This window comes from Methylobacterium sp. Ger2507 (genome assembly GCF_055231875.1).
In genome coordinates this window covers 3,882,596-3,899,471 of sequence record NZ_JBUYVC010000001.1, presented here as the reverse complement: position 1 = coordinate 3,899,471, position 16,876 = coordinate 3,882,596, and the positions used below count along the sequence as shown (strand labels likewise).

Annotated in this window: 17 protein-coding genes; 9 read left to right on the top strand and 8 right to left on the bottom strand. The window is 68.6% G+C overall.

The features are described 5' to 3' along the window. Positions 1-55 precede the first annotated feature (55 nt). From ACV7NL_RS17975 to croR, 7 genes are all read right to left on the bottom strand, one after another. Complete coding sequence (locus ACV7NL_RS17975; RefSeq protein WP_056183811.1) at positions 56-1,597, bottom strand: phytoene desaturase family protein; 1,542 nt, start codon at positions 1,595-1,597, stop codon at positions 56-58. Positions 1,598-1,720: 123 nt separating this feature from the next. Continuing rightward, the gene (locus ACV7NL_RS17970) at positions 1,721-2,929 is read right to left on the bottom strand and encodes an ABC transporter permease (protein WP_056482538.1); all 1,209 of its coding nucleotides are present in this window, start codon (positions 2,927-2,929) and stop codon (positions 1,721-1,723) included. Then, a complete protein-coding gene (locus ACV7NL_RS17965; protein WP_463356392.1) occupies positions 2,926-3,912 on the bottom strand; it encodes an ABC transporter ATP-binding protein in 987 nt (328 codons plus the stop codon). The genes ACV7NL_RS17970 and ACV7NL_RS17965 overlap by 4 nt, the downstream gene beginning before the upstream one ends. 7 nt (positions 3,913-3,919) lie before the next feature. Continuing rightward, the gene (locus tag ACV7NL_RS17960; protein WP_463356391.1) at positions 3,920-4,363 is read right to left on the bottom strand and encodes a DUF2141 domain-containing protein; all 444 of its coding nucleotides are present in this window, start codon (positions 4,361-4,363) and stop codon (positions 3,920-3,922) included. Continuing rightward, positions 4,360-5,940, bottom strand: coding sequence for a phytoene desaturase family protein (gene crtI / locus ACV7NL_RS17955; protein ID WP_056183801.1), 1,581 nt, complete (start codon positions 5,938-5,940; stop codon positions 4,360-4,362). The genes ACV7NL_RS17960 and crtI overlap by 4 nt, the downstream gene beginning before the upstream one ends. Positions 5,941-6,156: 216 nt before the next feature. Next, positions 6,157-6,897, bottom strand: a complete 741-nt coding sequence (locus ACV7NL_RS17950) for a TrmH family RNA methyltransferase (protein WP_463357161.1) — start codon at positions 6,895-6,897, stop codon at positions 6,157-6,159. A gap of 76 nt (positions 6,898-6,973) precedes the next feature. After that, positions 6,974-7,453 carry a 3-hydroxybutyryl-CoA dehydratase gene (gene croR / locus ACV7NL_RS17945; protein ID WP_056183799.1) on the bottom strand — a complete coding sequence of 160 codons (480 nt, stop codon included), beginning with the start codon at positions 7,451-7,453 and terminating at the stop codon, positions 6,974-6,976. 288 nt (positions 7,454-7,741) lie between these two features. Here croR and ACV7NL_RS17940 point away from each other — a divergent pair, with 288 nt between their 5' ends. From ACV7NL_RS17940 to ACV7NL_RS17930, 3 genes are all read left to right on the top strand, one after another. Continuing rightward, on the top strand, positions 7,742-8,380 hold the full coding sequence (locus ACV7NL_RS17940) for a cation efflux transmembrane domain-containing protein (RefSeq protein ID WP_056183797.1): 639 nt from the start codon (positions 7,742-7,744) through the stop codon (positions 8,378-8,380). Between the two features lie 16 nt (positions 8,381-8,396). Beyond that, positions 8,397-9,242, top strand: a complete 846-nt coding sequence (locus ACV7NL_RS17935; RefSeq protein ID WP_056183795.1) for a metallophosphoesterase — start codon at positions 8,397-8,399, stop codon at positions 9,240-9,242. Between the two features lie 66 nt (positions 9,243-9,308). Further along, positions 9,309-9,530 carry a hypothetical protein gene (locus ACV7NL_RS17930; protein ID WP_056183792.1) on the top strand — a complete coding sequence of 74 codons (222 nt, stop codon included), beginning with the start codon at positions 9,309-9,311 and terminating at the stop codon, positions 9,528-9,530. Between the two features lie 21 nt (positions 9,531-9,551). Here ACV7NL_RS17930 and ACV7NL_RS17925 read toward each other — a convergent pair whose 3' ends face one another. Further along, positions 9,552-9,929: a 4a-hydroxytetrahydrobiopterin dehydratase gene (locus ACV7NL_RS17925; protein WP_463356390.1), complete on the bottom strand. Its 378-nt coding sequence runs from the start codon at positions 9,927-9,929 to the stop codon at positions 9,552-9,554. Between the two features lie 250 nt (positions 9,930-10,179). Here ACV7NL_RS17925 and ACV7NL_RS17920 point away from each other — a divergent pair, with 250 nt between their 5' ends. The 6 genes from ACV7NL_RS17920 to xoxJ all read left to right on the top strand — a co-directional run bounded on the left by ACV7NL_RS17920 (position 10,180) and on the right by xoxJ (position 16,787). After that, positions 10,180-11,172: an ABC transporter substrate-binding protein gene (locus ACV7NL_RS17920; RefSeq protein WP_247635651.1), complete on the top strand. Its 993-nt coding sequence runs from the start codon at positions 10,180-10,182 to the stop codon at positions 11,170-11,172. A gap of 55 nt (positions 11,173-11,227) precedes the next feature. Beyond that, positions 11,228-11,965, top strand: a complete 738-nt coding sequence (locus ACV7NL_RS17915) for an ABC transporter permease (protein WP_056183787.1) — start codon at positions 11,228-11,230, stop codon at positions 11,963-11,965. Next, complete coding sequence (locus ACV7NL_RS17910) at positions 11,946-12,716, top strand: ABC transporter ATP-binding protein (RefSeq protein ID WP_463356389.1); 771 nt, start codon at positions 11,946-11,948, stop codon at positions 12,714-12,716. The genes ACV7NL_RS17915 and ACV7NL_RS17910 overlap by 20 nt, the downstream gene beginning before the upstream one ends. 673 nt (positions 12,717-13,389) lie before the next feature. Beyond that, positions 13,390-15,192, top strand: a complete 1,803-nt coding sequence (gene xoxF1, locus ACV7NL_RS17905) for a lanthanide-dependent methanol dehydrogenase XoxF1 (RefSeq protein ID WP_056482568.1) — start codon at positions 13,390-13,392, stop codon at positions 15,190-15,192. 135 nt (positions 15,193-15,327) lie between these two features. Beyond that, a complete protein-coding gene (locus ACV7NL_RS17900; RefSeq protein ID WP_082503815.1) occupies positions 15,328-15,933 on the top strand; it encodes a c-type cytochrome, methanol metabolism-related in 606 nt (201 codons plus the stop codon). Beyond that, a complete protein-coding gene (xoxJ, locus tag ACV7NL_RS17895; RefSeq protein ID WP_463356388.1) occupies positions 15,933-16,787 on the top strand; it encodes a rare earth element methanol dehydrogenase accessory protein XoxJ in 855 nt (284 codons plus the stop codon). Before ACV7NL_RS17900 ends, xoxJ begins: the two co-directional genes overlap by 1 nt. Positions 16,788-16,876: the final 89 nt, after the last annotated feature.

Below are 16,876 nucleotides of genomic sequence, written 5' to 3'. Positions count from 1 at the left end.
CCGCCACAGGGCGGGTGATCGGGCCGGAACGTCCTCGCGGGACACGCGTCGGGCCTCAGGCGCTGGCGCGCACCTCGCTGCTCGCGTCGCTGCCCCGCGCATCGGTGTCGAGGGCGTCGGCCGCGATCCAGCCCGACATCATCACCATGGGCATGCCCGGCCCCGGATGGGCGGCGCCGCCGGCGAGGTAGAGGCCGCGCACCTGCCGCGAGCGGTTGCCGGGCTTGAAGGCGCCCATGAACTTGCCGTGCGAGGCGAGGCCGTAGATCGCGCCGTTCAGCACCTTGTAGCGCTCATGGATATCCTGCGGTGTCAGGTGCCGCTCGACCACGATGCGCTCCTCGAGGTCGGGCATGTTGCCGGTGCGCTTGAGCTTGTCGAGGATGACCTGGCGGTAGGCCGGGAACATCTTCGACCAGTCGTGGTGCGGGCGCAGGTACGGCGTATGGACCAGGACGTAGAGCGCCTCGCCGCCCTCGGGCGCCACCGAGGGATCGGTGGAGGAGGGGGCCGCGAGGTAGGCGGTCGGGTCCGGGGCCGGCTCGCCCTTGTGATAGATGTAGTCGAACTCCTCCTCCGGATCGCGGGAGAAGACGAAGTCGTGGTGGTTCAGGTGCTCGTAGCGCTTGTTCAGCCCGAGATAGAGCACCACGCCGGAACAGGCCGGCTCGAAGCTCTTCTTCTCGTAGGTCTTGCCGACGTCGCCGCCGACGAGTTCGCGATAGGTCCGCACCGAATCCATGTTGGAGATCACGGCGTCGAACGGAGTGATGCCGGCGGCGGTCTTCACGCCCTTCACCGCGCCCTTCTCGATGGCGAGGCCGGTGACCTCGTCGCCGGGACGCAGGGTCGCGCCGAGTTCACCCGCGAGCTTCGTCAGGGCCTCGGCCACCGCGCGGGTGCCGCCCATCGGGTACCAGACCCCCTCCGCCGTCTGCATATGCGCGATGGCGCAGAGCACGGCCGGTGCGCCGTAGGGCGAGGAGCCGACATATTGCACGAAGTGATCGAGCATCTGTGCGAGGCGCGCGTCCTTCACCTTCGACCGGATGGTACCCGCCACCGACGAGCCCATGCGCAGGGAGAGCACGTCGCGCAGGGTGCCGGGGTTCATGTTGGCGCGGATGTTGATGGTGTCGAACAGGTCCTCGACCGGCTTCCAGAAGAAGAACTTGTTCGAGACGTCATGCAGGTGCTCGGAGATCTCGAGGAACTTCTTGTAGCCCTCGCCGGCGCCGGTGTTGGGCGCGAAACGCTCCATGTCGGCCGCCATGGTGGGGACGTCGGCCATGAGGTCGAGATGGGTGTTGTCGTCGAAGAAACAGCGCCATTGCGGATCGAGGCGGCGCAGGTCCAGGTAGTCGTGGATGTTGCGTCCGGCCTCCTGGAAGATCCGCTCCAGCACCTTCGGCACGGTCAGGATGGTCGGCCCCATGTCGAAGCGGAACCCGCCCTCGTGCAGGACCGCGGCTTTGCCGCCGAGCCAGTCGTTCTTGTCGTAGAGCGTGACGGTATGGCCCCGCGCGGCGCTCACACAGGCCGCCGCCAAGCCGCCCAACCCTGCGCCGACGACGGCGACCGAAGACCCAGCCCGCATGTTCGTGTCACTCCCCGGGCCGGTTCGAAAGCCCTTATCCGTCATGAAGCTAGACCGGATGGGCGCGCGGTCAACGCGCTAACCGGTCGCGGCGCGGACTTTCACCGGCTTTGGCTCCGCAATCTACCCCGCCCGCCGCGACACCAGCCTCAGCGCGAGACCCAATCCTACCGCCGCCACGATCCCCATCACGCCCCAGGCGGGCAGGGCAGCGGTCCAGCCCTCGCTCAGGGCGTTCTGGTAGCCCTCGATCGCCCAGGCGTTGGGGGTCAGCCAGCCGGCTTGCTGCAGCCAGGGCGGCATCAGGAAGCGGGGCACCATGCTGCCGCCCACTGCCGACAGCAGCAGCACGCCGAAGGTGGCGGCCAGATGCGCCTGCTGGCGTGTGGCCGAGGCCGCGCAGGCGGCCAGCGCGAGGCCGGCGGCCATCGCCGAGACCAGCAGCGAGGTCACCAGCCAGGCACCCAGATGGGGCAGGATGTCGACCCCGTGCAGCAGGGCGGCGGCGCTGAAGATCAGGCCGGCCTGGACCAGGCCCTGGCCGACCAGGAACAGGAACTTGCCCAGCACCACCACGGCGAGGCCGCCGGGCCCCGCCATCAGACGGTCGGCGAGGCCCGACTGGCGCTCGTCGACGAGGGAGAGAGCGCCCTGCATGGCGGCGAAGAGCAGGAAGACGGCGGTGATCGCGCCCGCGTAGTAGCTGACGCGGTCGTTGGTGCCGCCGGAAGCGGTGCTGCGCCGCTCGACCAGGGTGGCGAAGGAGAACGGCTCCTTGCGGGCGCGCTGCTCCGCGAAGGCCTGGTTGAGGAACGCGCGCTCGTCCGGACCGATCTTGCCCGAACGCTCCACGTCGGCGACGATCCGGGCCAGGACCACGTCCGGCAGGGCCTCGTTGAGGACGCGCTGGAGTTGGCCGAGGGCGATCGGGGTTGCCAGCGCTTTGGCGGGGTTCTCGATCAGCACCACGGGCTGGTCGGCGCGCGTCGAAGCGCCTCCCGGCGAGCCGGCCTCGAGGTCGCCGCGCAGCACCAGGGCGACATCGACCTCGCCGCGCCGCACCGCCGCGAGCGCGCCGTCGAGATCGGTGGCGGAGAGGCGCCCGACCCGCAAGGACGGATCCGCCTCCAGGGCCTGCATCAGGCGCTGCGTCGTCGGCGTCCGCGCAAGGTCGAGCAGGCCGAGATGGATGCGGATGCGGTCGCCCAAAGCGCCGGAGAAGATCGCGGCGAAGATCACGAAGATCACGGTGGGCAGCACGAAGGCCATCACCAGGGCGGCGCGGTCGCGCACCAGCCCGAGCAGCATCACGCGGAAGGCGGCCGAGATCATGCGGTGCGCTCCCGCGCGACGGCCCCGTCGCCGGCCTGCGCCGAGGACTGCGCCAACGCATCGCGATAAACTGCCTCCAGGCCGGGCGCGCGGATGCGGATCTCGGCGATCGGCACCCCGGCATCCCGGAGGGCGGCGAGCAGGTCGGCGCCGTCGCGCGGCGTGTCGGAAAGCCGGCGTGCCCGCCAAGTCGAGCCGGTATCCACGGGCAGGAAGCCGGTCCGGCGCAGCACCGCCTCCGCTGCCGCGTCGGCGGGGGCGACCAGGGCCGCCTCGTGCTCGGGCGCATCGGCGCGGAGGCGCGCCAGGAGTTCGGCCAGGCGTCCGTCGGTGACGATCCGGCCCCGGGCCAGGATGACGACCCGGTCGGCCAGGCGCTCGGCCTCGGCGAAGTCGTGGGTGGCCACCATGAGGGCTGTGCCCGCTTCACGCAGGCGCCCAAGCACGGCGTGGATCGCCGCCCGTGCATGAAGGTCGACCCCCTGCGTCGGCTCGTCGAGGAGGACGAGGCGGGGCCGCGCCATCAGGCTGGCGGCGATGTTGACCCGGCGCTGGTAACCGCCGGAGAGCAGGCCGACCGGGCGCTTGGCGACCTCGGCAAGCGCGCAGAGCGAAAGCCCGCGGGCCACCGCCTCCGCCCGCTCGCGCCGCGCGACCCCCGCGAGCTGGGCGAACACCGACAGGTTTTCGGCCACCGACAGGCGGGGATACACCGCGATCTCCTGCGGCACCCAACCGATGGCCCGCCGGGCGGCCGGACTGCGATGCGGATCGTCGCCGGCGAAGCGGACGGTGCCGACCTGCGGGGCCAGACGACCGGCGATGAGGCGCATCAGCGAGGTCTTGCCGGCGCCGTTGGGTCCGAGCAGGGCGAGGGTCTCGCCGGCGCCGAGGGTCAGATCGACGCCCTCCAGCACCGGGGTGCCCCGATAGGCGAGGGCGGCGCCGGCCACCCGCAGGAGCGGCTCGGAACGGGCGCTCACGCGGTTCTCAGCGGCGGGGCAGGGCGCGCGACAGGCGGACCCGGACGGTCGCGCCGGGCTCGCGCACGGAGAAGCGCGCGCGCGCGAAGTCCGGGCGTGCGGAGCGGGCGGTCTCGCCGGAGAACCCGTAGGGCTCGAGCGGCAGGCCGAGGCCGGTGCGATCGAGGCGGCCGTTGCCGTTGCTGTCCTGATAGGCGACAGCCGCGTAGACCCCGGGCGCCACATTCGCGAACACGAAGCGCTGCGCCGCGGCCTGGGGTGGGGCCTGCTGTCCCGTCTGGCAATCGGCCTCGGTCAGGCCGTCCTGGCACAGGGCGACCGAGAGCAGGCCGGCGGGTTCTATGCCTTCGACCTCCACCGCCACGGTGGCGGCCGGCGCTGCACCCGCACCGAGACAAAGAGCGCAGACGCCCGCCAAGGCCTGCGACAGGAGCCGGGCCGAGCGCCTCAAGAGGCGTCGCCCGAGGCGGCGAGCGGGGCGGTGGTGGGGATGCCCGCGCTCGTCGCGCCGACGCGCCCCGCGGAGAGTTCCTCGATGAGGAGGCGGGCGGTGATGCGCGCGCCCTCGTAGATCACCGGCAGGCCGGAGCCCGGATGGGTGCCGCCGCCGACGAGATAGAGCCCCGGCCCGAAGCGATTGTGCGGCCGGAAGTAAAGCATCTGCATCAGGTCGTGCGCGAGATTGAAGGTGGCGCCCTCGTGCACGAAGAAGTCGTCGCGCCACTCGGTCGGATCGACGATGCGCTCGTAGCGGATGCGTGATTCGATATCGCCGAGCCCGAGCAGTTTCAGGCGGTCGAGGACGAGTTGGCGATAGGTCTCCCGCAGCCCGCGCCAGTCGATGCCCGCCTTGAGGTTCGGAACCGGAACCAGAACGTAGAGGCTGGTCTGACCGGGAGGCGCCATGCCGCCGTCGGTGAAGCCCGCATGCTGCACGTAGAGGGAGGGCTGCATCGGCAGGATGCCGTCGGTGATCTCCCGGATGTTGCGGGCGTAATCCTCCGACAGCAGGATGGTGTGATGGCCGAGCGCCTCCGGCATCGGCCCGTCGAGGCCGAGATACAGCATGAAGGTCGAGCAGGAGAGGCGCGCCTTGGCGATCTTGGCATCGCGCCAGCGCGGGCGATGCTCCTGCGGCACCAGATCCTGGATGACCTTGGCGAAGTCGCCGTTGATGACCACCGCGTCGGCATGGATCGTCTCGCCGTTGCAGACGACCCCGCTGGCGCGCTTGCCTTCGAACAGCACCCGATCAACGCCGGCCCCGAGCCGGATATCGACGCCCATGCGCCGGGCGAGCCCCGCCATGGCCTCGGAGACCGCGCCGCAGCCGCCGACCGGATGGTAGACACCATGCTCGTATTCGAGGAACGACAGGATGGTGAACAGGCTCGGGCATCGGAACGGCGACATGCCGAGGTATTTGGTCTGGAACGCGAAGGCGAGGCGGACGCGCGGGTCCTTGAAGTAGCGCTGCAGGTCCTTGTCGACGCTGCGGCCCGGATGGAGATGGGGCAGGGCGGCGATCATCGCCGGGGACGCCATGGCCCGCAGGGTGTGGAAGGCCTGCTCCAGCACCGGCTTGAAGAACTTCAGCTTGACCCGGTTGTCGGCGAAGAACTTGCGCACGTTCTTGGCGTCGTCCGGCGCGATGCGCGCCACCTCGGCCTCGAGCCGGTCCATGTCGTTGGTGGCGCGGATCTCGCCGCCGGCCTCGAACACGAGATGGTATTGCGGATCGAGCCGCTCGAGCTTGACGTGGTCCTCGAGGCGCTCGCCGCAGGTCTCGAAGATGTCGGCGAGAATCTGGGGATAGAGGAAGAAGGTCGGCCCGATATCGAAGCGGAAGCCGCCCGGAGCCTCGATGGTCTTGGTGCGGCCGCCCACCGCCGGATCCTTCTCCAGCAGCGTGACGTGAACGCCCGCTCGGGCCAGGAGGAGGGCGGTGGCGAGGCCGCCGGGACCGGCGCCGACGATGATGACGCGGCGTCCGGACAAGGTCCGCAAGCCATCCCGTGACTGCAACAACGCTACCTACTCCTTCGTCTGCGCCCTCACCCCTGCCATGTGGCGCGGAACGATGGTCCGTCCAGGGCTCGAAAGCCGTGCGCGTAATCTTGACCGTAGCAGCGCGTGCGGCAATGGGGGCGCAATGTCGCGCGCAATCTTGGTCGCGCGTAATCGTGGTCCCGCGTCATCCTGATCGCGCGTCATCGTGGTGTCGGCGCCGTATTCGTTCGGCGCTCAGCGCGAGGTTGTCAGGTGGTGGAGCGCGATGGCGCCCGCCGTGGCGACGTTGAGCGAGTCGAAATCGGCCGCCATGGGGATGCGCACGGTGCGCAGGCGCGCCATCAGAGCCGGCGGAAGACCTGGCCCCTCGGTGCCGAGGATCAGCAGGGTGCGGTTCGGGCGGGCCAGACCGGACAGGATTTCGCCACCGCCCGGGCTGAGGGCGAGCGGGGTCAGCCCGTGACGATCCGCGTAGGTTAGGAGCGCGTCGGCATCGTCCAGGCGGCGGAACGGCACCGTCAGGGCTGCGCCGGCCGAGACCCGGATCGCCTTGCGGTAGAGCGGATCGCAGGTGGCCGCATCGAGCAGGACCGCGTCGGCGCCGAAGGCGGCCGCGTTGCGCAACAGGCCGCCGACATTGTCGTGGTTGGTCAGGCCGACGAGGCCGATCACCAGGACGGATGCGGGCGCGGGCGGCAAATCCGGCTCGACCTCGGGTCCGCGCAGGCCGACCGCGAGCACGCCCCGATGGATGGGAAAGCCGGTGATCGCGCTCATCACCGGCTTCGTCGCCGTGTAGAGCGGCACCCCCTCGGGCAGGCGACGCAGGACTTCTTCGAGGCCGTCGAGCCGCTCCGGCGCGAGCAGGACCGATTCGAGCCCGAAGCGCGCCCTCCCCGAGAGCATGACCCGCAGGGTTACCTCGCCCTCGACGATGAAGCGGCCGGCGCGCCCGACGAGGTCGCGCTCGCGCATCGCCGTATAGGGCGCGAGGCGCGGATCGGCGGGATCGTCGATGGCGACCGGCTTGGGGGCGGCGCTCAAGGGGGTGTCAGGCGCCCGCCGGACGTCCGCCCATGCGCACCGCGAGCGGATCGGCCTCGGCCTTGGTCGGCACCTTCACCAGGGCCTCGCCGTCGAGGACGACCTCGCCGGCCACCGAGCAGGTGCATTTCAGGCGCGCCCGGCGGCGCTCCGGCACCAGTTCGGCCACCTCGACGGTGACCTGGACCGTATCGCCGATGCGAACCGGTGCCCGAAAGTTCAGGGTCTGGCTGATGTAGATGGCGCCGGGGCCCGGCAGGCGGGTGCCGAGCACCGCCGAGATCAGGCCTGCGGTGTAGAGGCCGTGGGCGATGCGGGTGCCGAAGGGCGTGCGGGCCGCGAAGTGTTCGGAGAGGTGGATCGGGTTGCGGTCGCCGGTGATCTCGGCGAAACCCACCACGTCGGAGGAGGCGATGACCTTGTTCAGCGTCTCGGACAAACCGAGTTCGAGGTCCTCGAAGTACAGGACGCGCAGTTCGGGCATCATCGGCGTTTTTCCCTGATCGCGATTGGTGGCACGACGATCGCGTGCGGCGTGAGTGTCTTGCAGCGTCGCTGTCGGACGGCTTGGCTTTTCGCCTCGCACAGGCGGCGGGCCAAATCCAGTATCAGCCTCGCGAAAAGCCGAGGGTCGACAAGCAACGCTTCGCACGAGGTCTCGACAGGGGGACGCCTCTCGCGTCAAGGAGGGCGTCACCGGGCGGAGGTCCCGACCAACCGCGAGCCTTGCGCCCGCGCGATCACCCCTCCGCCACCTCCAGTCGAGCAGCGTTCCGTGCCCGCCACCCCCTCCGCCACCCTGCGCCCGGTCGTCGCCCGCGTCGCGGGATTGAATCTCGGGTATTTCGCCGTCGAGATCAGCGTCGCGCTGGCGATCGGTTCGCTGGCGCTGATCGCCGACAGCCTCGACTTCCTGGAGGATGCGGCAATCAACCTGCTGATCTTCGCCGGGATCGGCTGGAGCGTGCGCAACCGGGCCCGCCTCGGGGCGGTGCTGGCCGGCATCCTGCTGCTGCCCGCGCTTGCCACGGCCTATGCGGCCTGGGCGAAGTTCGCCACGATGGCGCCACCCGCCCCGGTGCCGCTCACGCTCACCGGCCTCGGCGCGCTGGCGGTGAACCTCACCTGCGCGATGATGCTGAGCCGCCACCGCTCGGGCGGCGGCAGCCTGACCCGGGCGGCCTACCTCTCGGCCCGCAACGACGCCTTCGCCAACCTCGCCATCATCGCCGCCGGTCTCGCCACCGCCCTGACCCTGTCAGCCTGGCCGGACCTGATCGCGGCTGCCGGCATCGCCATCCTCAATGCCGATTCGGCCAGCGACATCCTGAAGGCGGCGCGGGCGGAATGGCGGGCGGCCAAGGCTGTGTCCGAGCCCGCGCCCGAAACCGAATCCGGTTCATCGCTTCCCTGAGAGGTTCCGCGCCGTCATGCGCCTGTTCCCGATCTCCGACCTGCACCTGGAACGCCGTCGCCTCGAGGTCATCCCGCGCCCGGGTGCGCCCTTCGACGTCCTGGTCTGCCCCGGCGACCTGCACGAGGGACGGCCCGAATCGGGGCTCGCGGCGCTGCTGGCCCTGGCGCAGGGCCGTCCGATCGTCCTGGTCCCGGGCAACCACGAGCATTATGCGCCGACCGGGGACGGGCGCACCGCGCCGGACCTCCTCAAGGCCCTGGAGGCCGAGGTGGCGCGGCTGAACCGGGCGGGCGCGGCGATCCACCTGCTCCAGCGGGCTTCGTCCATCCTCCTCGACGGCGTCCGCTTCGTCGGAACCACCCTGTGGAGCGACTGGTCGCTGGCCGGTCGCTGGCTCGACGAGACGGTGCCGGACCATCCCCCGGACCCGGTCGCGTTCGCAGCCGCGCGCATGACCGACCCGGTGACCGGCTCACGCGAGTTCCGGGGTTCGATCCGCAACGGCGACGGCTCGGTCTGGTCGCCGGCCGACGCGATGGCGGCCCATGCGGAGGAGCGCGCCCTGCTGATCGCCGCCCTGTCGCAGCCCCATGACGGCCCGACGGTCTGCATCACGCACCATCCGGCGAGTCCGCGGGCAGCGGATGCGTTCCGCCACGTGCCCGGCGTCCCGTGGTGGGTTCCGGCCTTCTACGCCACCACCGTGCTGGAAGACCTCCCCGAAGCCGCGCGGCCCGACCTATGGGTCTCGGGGCATTTCCATGCCGGGCACGACCTGTGGGTCGGCCGCACCCGTTGGGTCGCCAACCCGGTCGAAGGCCGGGATTTCTCGGCCGATCACATTCTCACGATCGGGTGAGACCCGAGGCCTGGCACGGGCGTACCGTATCCGAGCCGTGTCGGAGCCCCCTCAGGAAAGCCCCCCATGAACGCCTTCATCGCCGTGGTCCTCGTCTGCGCCAATGGCATCCCGATCGAGGGCTGCACCGACGACCGGGCGAGCGAAGTCCGCAAGGTCCGCGTCTCCAACGAGCTCGGCTGCACCAACGGCTGGCAGGAGATCATCGCCCGCACCGACCTGCGGGACGAGGTGGGCAAGACCAGCTACCTCAAGACCGAATGCCGCCGGGTGAAGCAGGCGGACTGAACCGCCCGCTGCGCGGTCCGGCTACCGGTCGTGCTTGATGTAGGCGAAGCGCGGGTCGGTCGGGGTGCCCTCCAGGGCTCCGCCCTCGGTTCCGGGCTGCCACCCCACGACCTCCTCGATCTTGGCTGCGAGGGCGAAATCCTTCTCGGTGACGCCCTTGGCGGCGTGGTTGGTCAGCCGCACCTCGACCCACGCATAGGAGGCGGTGATGTCCGGGTGATGCCAGGCGGCCTCGGCGAGGTGCCCCACCGTGTTGATCACCATCAGCGTGCTCTTCCAGCCCGCGGTCTTGTAGGTCCGCTTGATCCAGCTCTCTTCGAGGCGCCAGGCCGGCAGTTCCTCGGCGAGCCGCGCCGTGATCGTTGCGTCGTCGATGACGTCTTCCCGTGTTCCGGCCATGATTCCGTTCCTCCCAGCAAGATTTCAGGGCAGCCTGCGCCGCGCTCCTGAAGCATGCAAGGTGGTCCGGACCCACTGAATTCGGTCCGAAGCGTCGACCGAAAGCCCCCGGGGGCGACCATCGGCCTCCGGCACCCGCCCGATCGGCCAGTGGACGCTCTCCACCCGAACTCCTATGAAGAGCGCCAACCAGCGCCGGCCCTCTCGGGACAGACCGGACGTTCGACCGAGAATTCAGGGAGAGTCCCTCATGCTGTCACGGCGCGCACTGCTCGCGACGGCGGCTCTCTGGCCCCTGCCTTTCGGCCTCGCCAGGCCGGCCCGCGCAGCCGCGTCGACGTTCCGGGTCGGGAGCCTGCCGTTCGGGACGGTGTCCTGGGAAGCCGCGGTGATCAAGGCCCGCGGGCTCGACAGCGCCAATGGCTTCACCCTCGACGTGGTCAAGCTCGCCGGCAACGACGCCGCGCGGATCGCTTTCCTGGGCGGTCAGGTCGACACCATCGTGGGCGACCTGCTCTGGGCGGCGCGCCTCGGCAACGAAGGCCGGTCGATCCGCTTCTTTCCCTACTCGACCACCGAGGGCTCCCTGATGGTTCCGGGCGACAGCCCGATCCGGACGCTCGCCGACCTCAAGGGCAAGCGCCTCGGGGTCGCCGGCGGCCCCCTCGACAAGAACTGGCTGCTGCTGAAGGCGCAGGCCCGGGACACCGCCGGGATCGACCTCGAGACCCAGGCCGATCTCGCCTTCGGCGCTCCGCCGCTGCTGGCGCTGAAGCTCGAGCAGGGCGAGCTCGATGCCGGGCTGCTGTACTGGACCTACTGCGCCCGCCTCGAGCCCAAGGGCTTCCGCCGCCTGATCGGCTCGGACGACATCATGCGGGCCTTCGGCGCCACCGGCTCGATGGCGCTGATCGGCTACCTCCTGGACGGCGAGACCGTGAAGGAGAAGCCGGAAACCGTCGAGGGCTTCGCCCGTGCCTCCAAGGCCGCCAAGGAGGCGCTCGCCAACGATCCGAAGGCATGGGATGTGGTGCGCCCCCTGATGGCGGCGGACGACGAGGCCACCTTCCAGGCCCTGAAGCGCGACTTCCTCGCCGGCATCCCGCGCCGGCCGCTGGCGACCGAGCGGTCTGACGGCGAGAAGCTGTTCGGCGTGATGGCGCGCCTGGGCGGCGAACGCCTGGTTGGGCCGGGCGCGACCCTTCCGCCGGGCCTCTATTTCGATGGCGGCGGGAATGGCTGAGGCGCCGGGCGCGGCGCGCGCCCTCCGAGGCCCCGGCGCCATGACGCCCTGACCCATGGGCTTTGCCACCCGCCTCGTTTCCGTGCTGATCCTCCTTGCCGGGTGGCAGGTCGCGGCCTCCGCTGCCGGCTCGCGGCTGCTGCCGCCCCCCCTCGCGATCCTGGACTTCATCGCGCGGGAATCGGCGCGCGGCGACCTCTGGTGGAATGTCGGCATCACCCTCTCGCGGGTGGGCATCTCCTTCTTCCTGGCGATGACGCTGGGCGTGCTGCTGGGCATCGCGCTCGGCCGCTCCCGCCGCCTCAACCTCGTCCTCGACACGCCGCTTCTCATCCTCCTGAACACACCGGCCCTGGTGATCACGGTGCTGGCCTACATCTGGGTCGGCCTCAACGAGGCGGCCGCGATCGTCGCGGTGGTGCTCAACAAGCTGCCGAACGTCGCCGTGATCCTGCGCGAGGGCGCCCGCGGCCTCGATCCGCAATTGGAGGAGATGGCCCGGACCTACCGCTTCGACCGGCGGACCTGGATCGCCCACGTGCTGGTGCCGCAGCTCCAGCCCTTCGTGGTGGCGGCGGCGCGCTCCGGCCTGTCCCTCGCCTGGAAGATCGTGCTGGTGATCGAACTTCTGGGGCGCCCGAACGGGGTCGGCTTCGCGATCAACTACTACTTCGTTCAGAGCCTGAACGTGGCGGCCATCCTCGGCTACAGCCTCGTCTTCATGAGCGTGATGATCGCCATCGACATCCTCATCCTGCAGCGACTGGAAGCCTATGTCCGACGCTGGCGCTGAGGGGAGCGGTTCGGCCGATCGCGGCGATGCGGCCCTGCGCGTCGTCATCGCCCGCAAGGTCTACGGTGCCAACGGTCCGGAACCGGTGGAGGCGGTGCGCGATCTCGCCTTCTCCGTCGCCGCCGGCCAGATCACCTGCCTGATCGGCCCCTCGGGCGCCGGAAAGACCACGACCCTGCGCATCCTCCTCGGCCTCGACCCCGATTACGAGGGCAGCGTCACGCCGCACCCGGACGAGGCCGGCATCGCCATGGCGTTCCAGGAGCCGCGCCTGCTGCCCTGGCGCACGGTGGAACAGAATGTCCGCCTCGCCCTGCCGCGCACCGCGCGCCGGCAGGATCTCGACGCGCTGTTCGCCTCACTCGGGCTTACGCCGTGGCGGAGTCGCTATCCCGGTGCGTTGTCGCTCGGAATGGCGCGGCGGGTCTCTCTGGCGCGGGCGCTGGCGCAGAAGCCCGGCATCCTGATCCTGGACGAGCCCTTCGTCTCCCTCGACGATACGTCCGCGGCGGCACTGCGCGCCCTCGTGGTGGAGGCGGTCGATCGCACCCGGATGGGCGTCCTGATGGTCACCCACAACGTCGCGGAGGCTATCGAGATCGCCGACCGGCTGCTGCTGGTGTCCGGCCGGCCCGCGACGCTGCTGGGCAGCATCCCCCTCGAAACCGCCCGGGGCAGCCGCGAGCGGTCTTGGATCGAGGCCCGCCGAACGGATCTCGCGAAGCGATTCCCCACCGTCATCGCCGGCTGATTCTCAGGGCGGACCCACGAAGGCCCGCCCGTGACGCGAAGCCTCCGGCGGAACTCCTCGACCGGATGCGGCGAGACCGCGCATCGAAACCTCTCGACTCGGGCAGATTCGGCAACGGCTCAGTTCCTCGGATGGCCGGCGCACCGGCCACGCCTTCTGAATTATTGTTCTACTTCTCTCGCCGATCTTGGCAGACGCTTGGTATGCCACCGTACCGTCGCCAAGGTCAGCGTGCCGGAAGCATGCCAGAGAAGCTTTCGCGACAGCCCCATGCACCCCTCGCATGAAGAATGTCGGAAGGTGATAAAAACTCTTTGTCTTAGCGCCAGCTTGTATTGCACTGCACCATATGATGTTGCGCGGTCTGTGCCATGTCGTTCCCTTGGAATCATTCACGAGGACTTGTGCGCGTCGCAGGTAGAGGGCGCGCAAGCGAGTTGACGCCGGCGGAATTTTTCTTAGAGTTCATTCAAGCTTCGGTTTCGAGGGGCGCCGCAAAGGGATAGCGGCCCCTGACCGTAAGGTTCTTGCAACCATCCTCTCAAGGATGGGAAGCGAAGGACTTGGCGTCCGCTACCGGAGCGAACCTATCCCTGTCGCAAACAGTCAGATCACAGCGTGATCATGCGGATTTTCCGTAGGATCGCAGCTGTAAGATCTGTCGGAGGAATCCATGAGAGCGGTACATCTTCTCGCACTCGGCGCCGGCATGGTCGCTTCGACCACGGCGTTCGCCAACGAAGACGTCCTGAAGCGCACGGCCAACCCGGCCGAGCAGGTCCTTCAGACCGTCGATTACGCCAACACGCGCTATTCGAAGCTCGACCAGATCAACGCCAGCAACGTGAAGCAGCTCCAGGTCGCCTGGACCTTCTCCACCGGCGTGCTGCGCGGCCACGAGGGCTCACCGCTCGTCGTCGGCAACATGATGTACGTTCACACCCCCTTCCCGAACATCGTCTACGCTCTCGACCTCGACAAGGACGGCGTGATCGTCTGGAAGTACGAGCCGAAGCAGGACCCGTCGGTGATCCCGGTGATGTGCTGTGACACGGTCAACCGTGGCCTCGCCTACGCCGATGGCAACATCATTCTGCACCAGGCCGACACCACCGTCGTCTCGCTCGACGCCAAGTCCGGCAAGGTGAACTGGTCCGTCGTCAACGGCGACCCCAAGAAGGGTGAGACCAACACCGCCACCGTTCTCCCGGTGAAGGACAAGATCATCGTCGGCATCTCCGGCGGCGAGTTCGGCGTGAACTGCCACGTCACGGCCTACGATTCCAAGACGGGCAAGATGGCGTGGCGCGGCTACTCCCAGGGTCCCGACGACAAGATGTTGATGGACCCCGAGAAGACCACGTCGCTCGGCAAGCCGGTCGGCAAGGACTCCTCGCTGAAGACCTGGGAAGGCGATCAGTGGAAGACCGGCGGCGGTTGCACCTGGGGCTGGTTCTCCTACGATCCCAAGCTCGACCTGATGTACTACGGTTCGGGCAACCCCTCGACCTGGAACCCCAAGCAGCGTCCGGGCGACAACAAGTGGTCCATGACCATCTGGGCGCGTAACCCCGACACGGGCGCCGCCAAGTGGGTCTACCAGATGACCCCGCACGACGAGTGGGACTATGACGGCATCAACGAGATGATCCTCACGGATCAGAAGGTTGACGGCAAGGAGCGTCCGCTTCTGACGCACTTCGATCGTAACGGCTTCGGCTACACCCTCGATCGCGCCACCGGCGAGCTCCTGGTCGCCGAGAAGTTCGATCCGGTGGTGAACTGGGCCTCCAAGGTCGACATGGACAAAGGCTCGAAGACCTACGGTCGTCCGCTCGTCCAGGCCAAGTACTCCACCGAGCAGAACGGCGAAGATACCAACTCCAAGGGTATCTGCCCCGCGGCTCTCGGGACCAAGGACCAGCAGCCTGCTGCGTTCTCGCCCAAGACCAACCTGTTCTACGTGCCCACCAACCACGTCTGCATGGACTACGAGCCGTTCCGGGTGAGCTACACCCCGGGTCAGCCCTATGTCGGCGCGACGCTGGCCATGTACCCGGCTCCCAACAGCCACGGCGGCATGGGTAACTTCATCGCCTGGGACGGCGTCGCTGGTAAGATCAAGTGGTCGAACCAGGAGCAGTTCTCGGTGTGGTCGGGCGCTCTCGCCACCGCCGGTGACGTGGTGTTCTACGGTACCCTCGAGGGCTACCTGAAGGCCGTCGACTCCAAGACCGGTAAGGAACTGTACAAGTTCAAGACCCCGTCGGGCATCATCGGCAACGTGATGACCTACCAGCACAAGGGCAAGCAGTTCGTTGGCATCCTGTCGGGTGTCGGTGGCTGGGCTGGCATCGGCCTCGCGGCCGGCCTGACCGACCCGAACGCCGGTCTCGGCGCGGTGGGTGGCTACGCTGCCCTCTCGAACTACACCAACCTCGGTGGTCAGCTGACCGTCTTCTCGCTGCCGAACTAATCGGTCGCACGTAGCGGTAGATCAAAGGGTGCCGGCGCGGGTTTCCGCGCCGGCACCTTTATGATTAGAATTGGAAGAACAACACGCGAAACACGCGGCTCGTGAGCCGACGTGGTGTTCCTGGGAGAAACGTCGTTGTACACCATTAGCAAAGCCGTCATCCGTCCTCTCGCGGCAGCGATTGCCCTTGCGTCGGTCTCGACGCTCGCCGTGCAGGCCCAGGATGCGAAGAAGGCTGATCCGGCCCTCGCCAATCAGCTCGATCCCAACGCGTCCGAGAAGGACTCGAAGCTGATCGACAAGTTCGCGGCCGTGAAGGTCGAGGACGGAAAGTATCAGGACGCCGAGGGTCACCCGACCTATCACATCACCAATGACGGCAAGAAGTTCGACTGGTACGCCTACTCGGGCTACCGCCGCTATCATGCCGAGTGCCACGTCTGCCACGGCCCCGACGCCATGGGTTCGACCTATGCTCCGGCCTTGAAGGACTCGCTCAAGACGATCAACTACGAGGAGTTCATCGGCATCCTCGCGGGCGGCAAGCGTGACTCGCAGGCTGGCCAGGAGCGCGTGATGCCGGCCTTCGGCGATAACAAGAACGTCATGTGCTACGCTGACGATCTCTACGTCTACCTCAAGGCCCGTGCCTCCGGCGCCATGCCGCGCGTGCGCCCGACCGACAAGGAAGACAAGCCCGATGCCGCCAAGGCGGCCGAGAAGGAGTGCCTGGGCGGCTAATGACCCGCTCACGCACCCGGACACATGTCGCGCTCGCGCTCCTGCTGCTCTCGGCAGGGGCGCGACCCGCATTGGCGCAATCGCTGCCGGATCTGGTGACGACCGATACGCTGCGGGTCTGTGGCGATCCGGGCAACATGCCGTTTTCGCAGCGTAAGGAAGACGGCTTCGAGAACAAGATCGCGGCGATCATCGCTGATGAACTCAAGGTCAAGATCCGCTACTACTGGCTGACGCAGGGACCGGGTTTCGTCCGCAACACCCTCGGCACCGGCCTGTGCGACCTCATCATCGGCTCGGCCGCCGGCGGTGAACTCGTCCAGCACTCCAATCCCTATTATCGCTCCGCCTACACCCTGGTCACCCGCAAGGGTGAGTTCGACGACGTGACGCGTCTCGACGATCCGAAGCTCAAGGGCAAGTCGATCGGCGTCATCGGCGGTACGCCGCCGGTCAACCGGATGGGCGAAGTCGGCCTGATCAATGCGATGAAGGCCTACGCACCTTACCAGCTCGATCCGTCGCGCAAGCACCAGACGGTCTCGGCCGAGGTCATCGCCGATCTCGCCGAGAAGCGCATCGACGCCGCGATCCTGTGGGGACCCGCCGCCGGCTGGCTCGCCAAGCAGAGCGGCGTGCCGATGAGCGTCGTACCCCTGTTGCAGGAACCCGACCGCCCGCCGCTCACCTTCCGCATCGCGCTCGGCGTGCGGCTGGAGGAGAACGACTGGAAGCGGACACTGAACACCATCCTGCGCAAGCGTCGGACCGATATCGAGCGGATCCTGCGGGATTACGACGTGCCGCTGCTGGAGGAAGAGGGCAACAAGCTCCTCGAGACCCCGGCGCCCTGAAGCGGCTCCCTCGGACCTGACGAACCACACGGGCGGCGGAGAGAATCCGCCGCCTGTGTGGTTTCCGGACTGTCCCGGCGTCTCGCAGG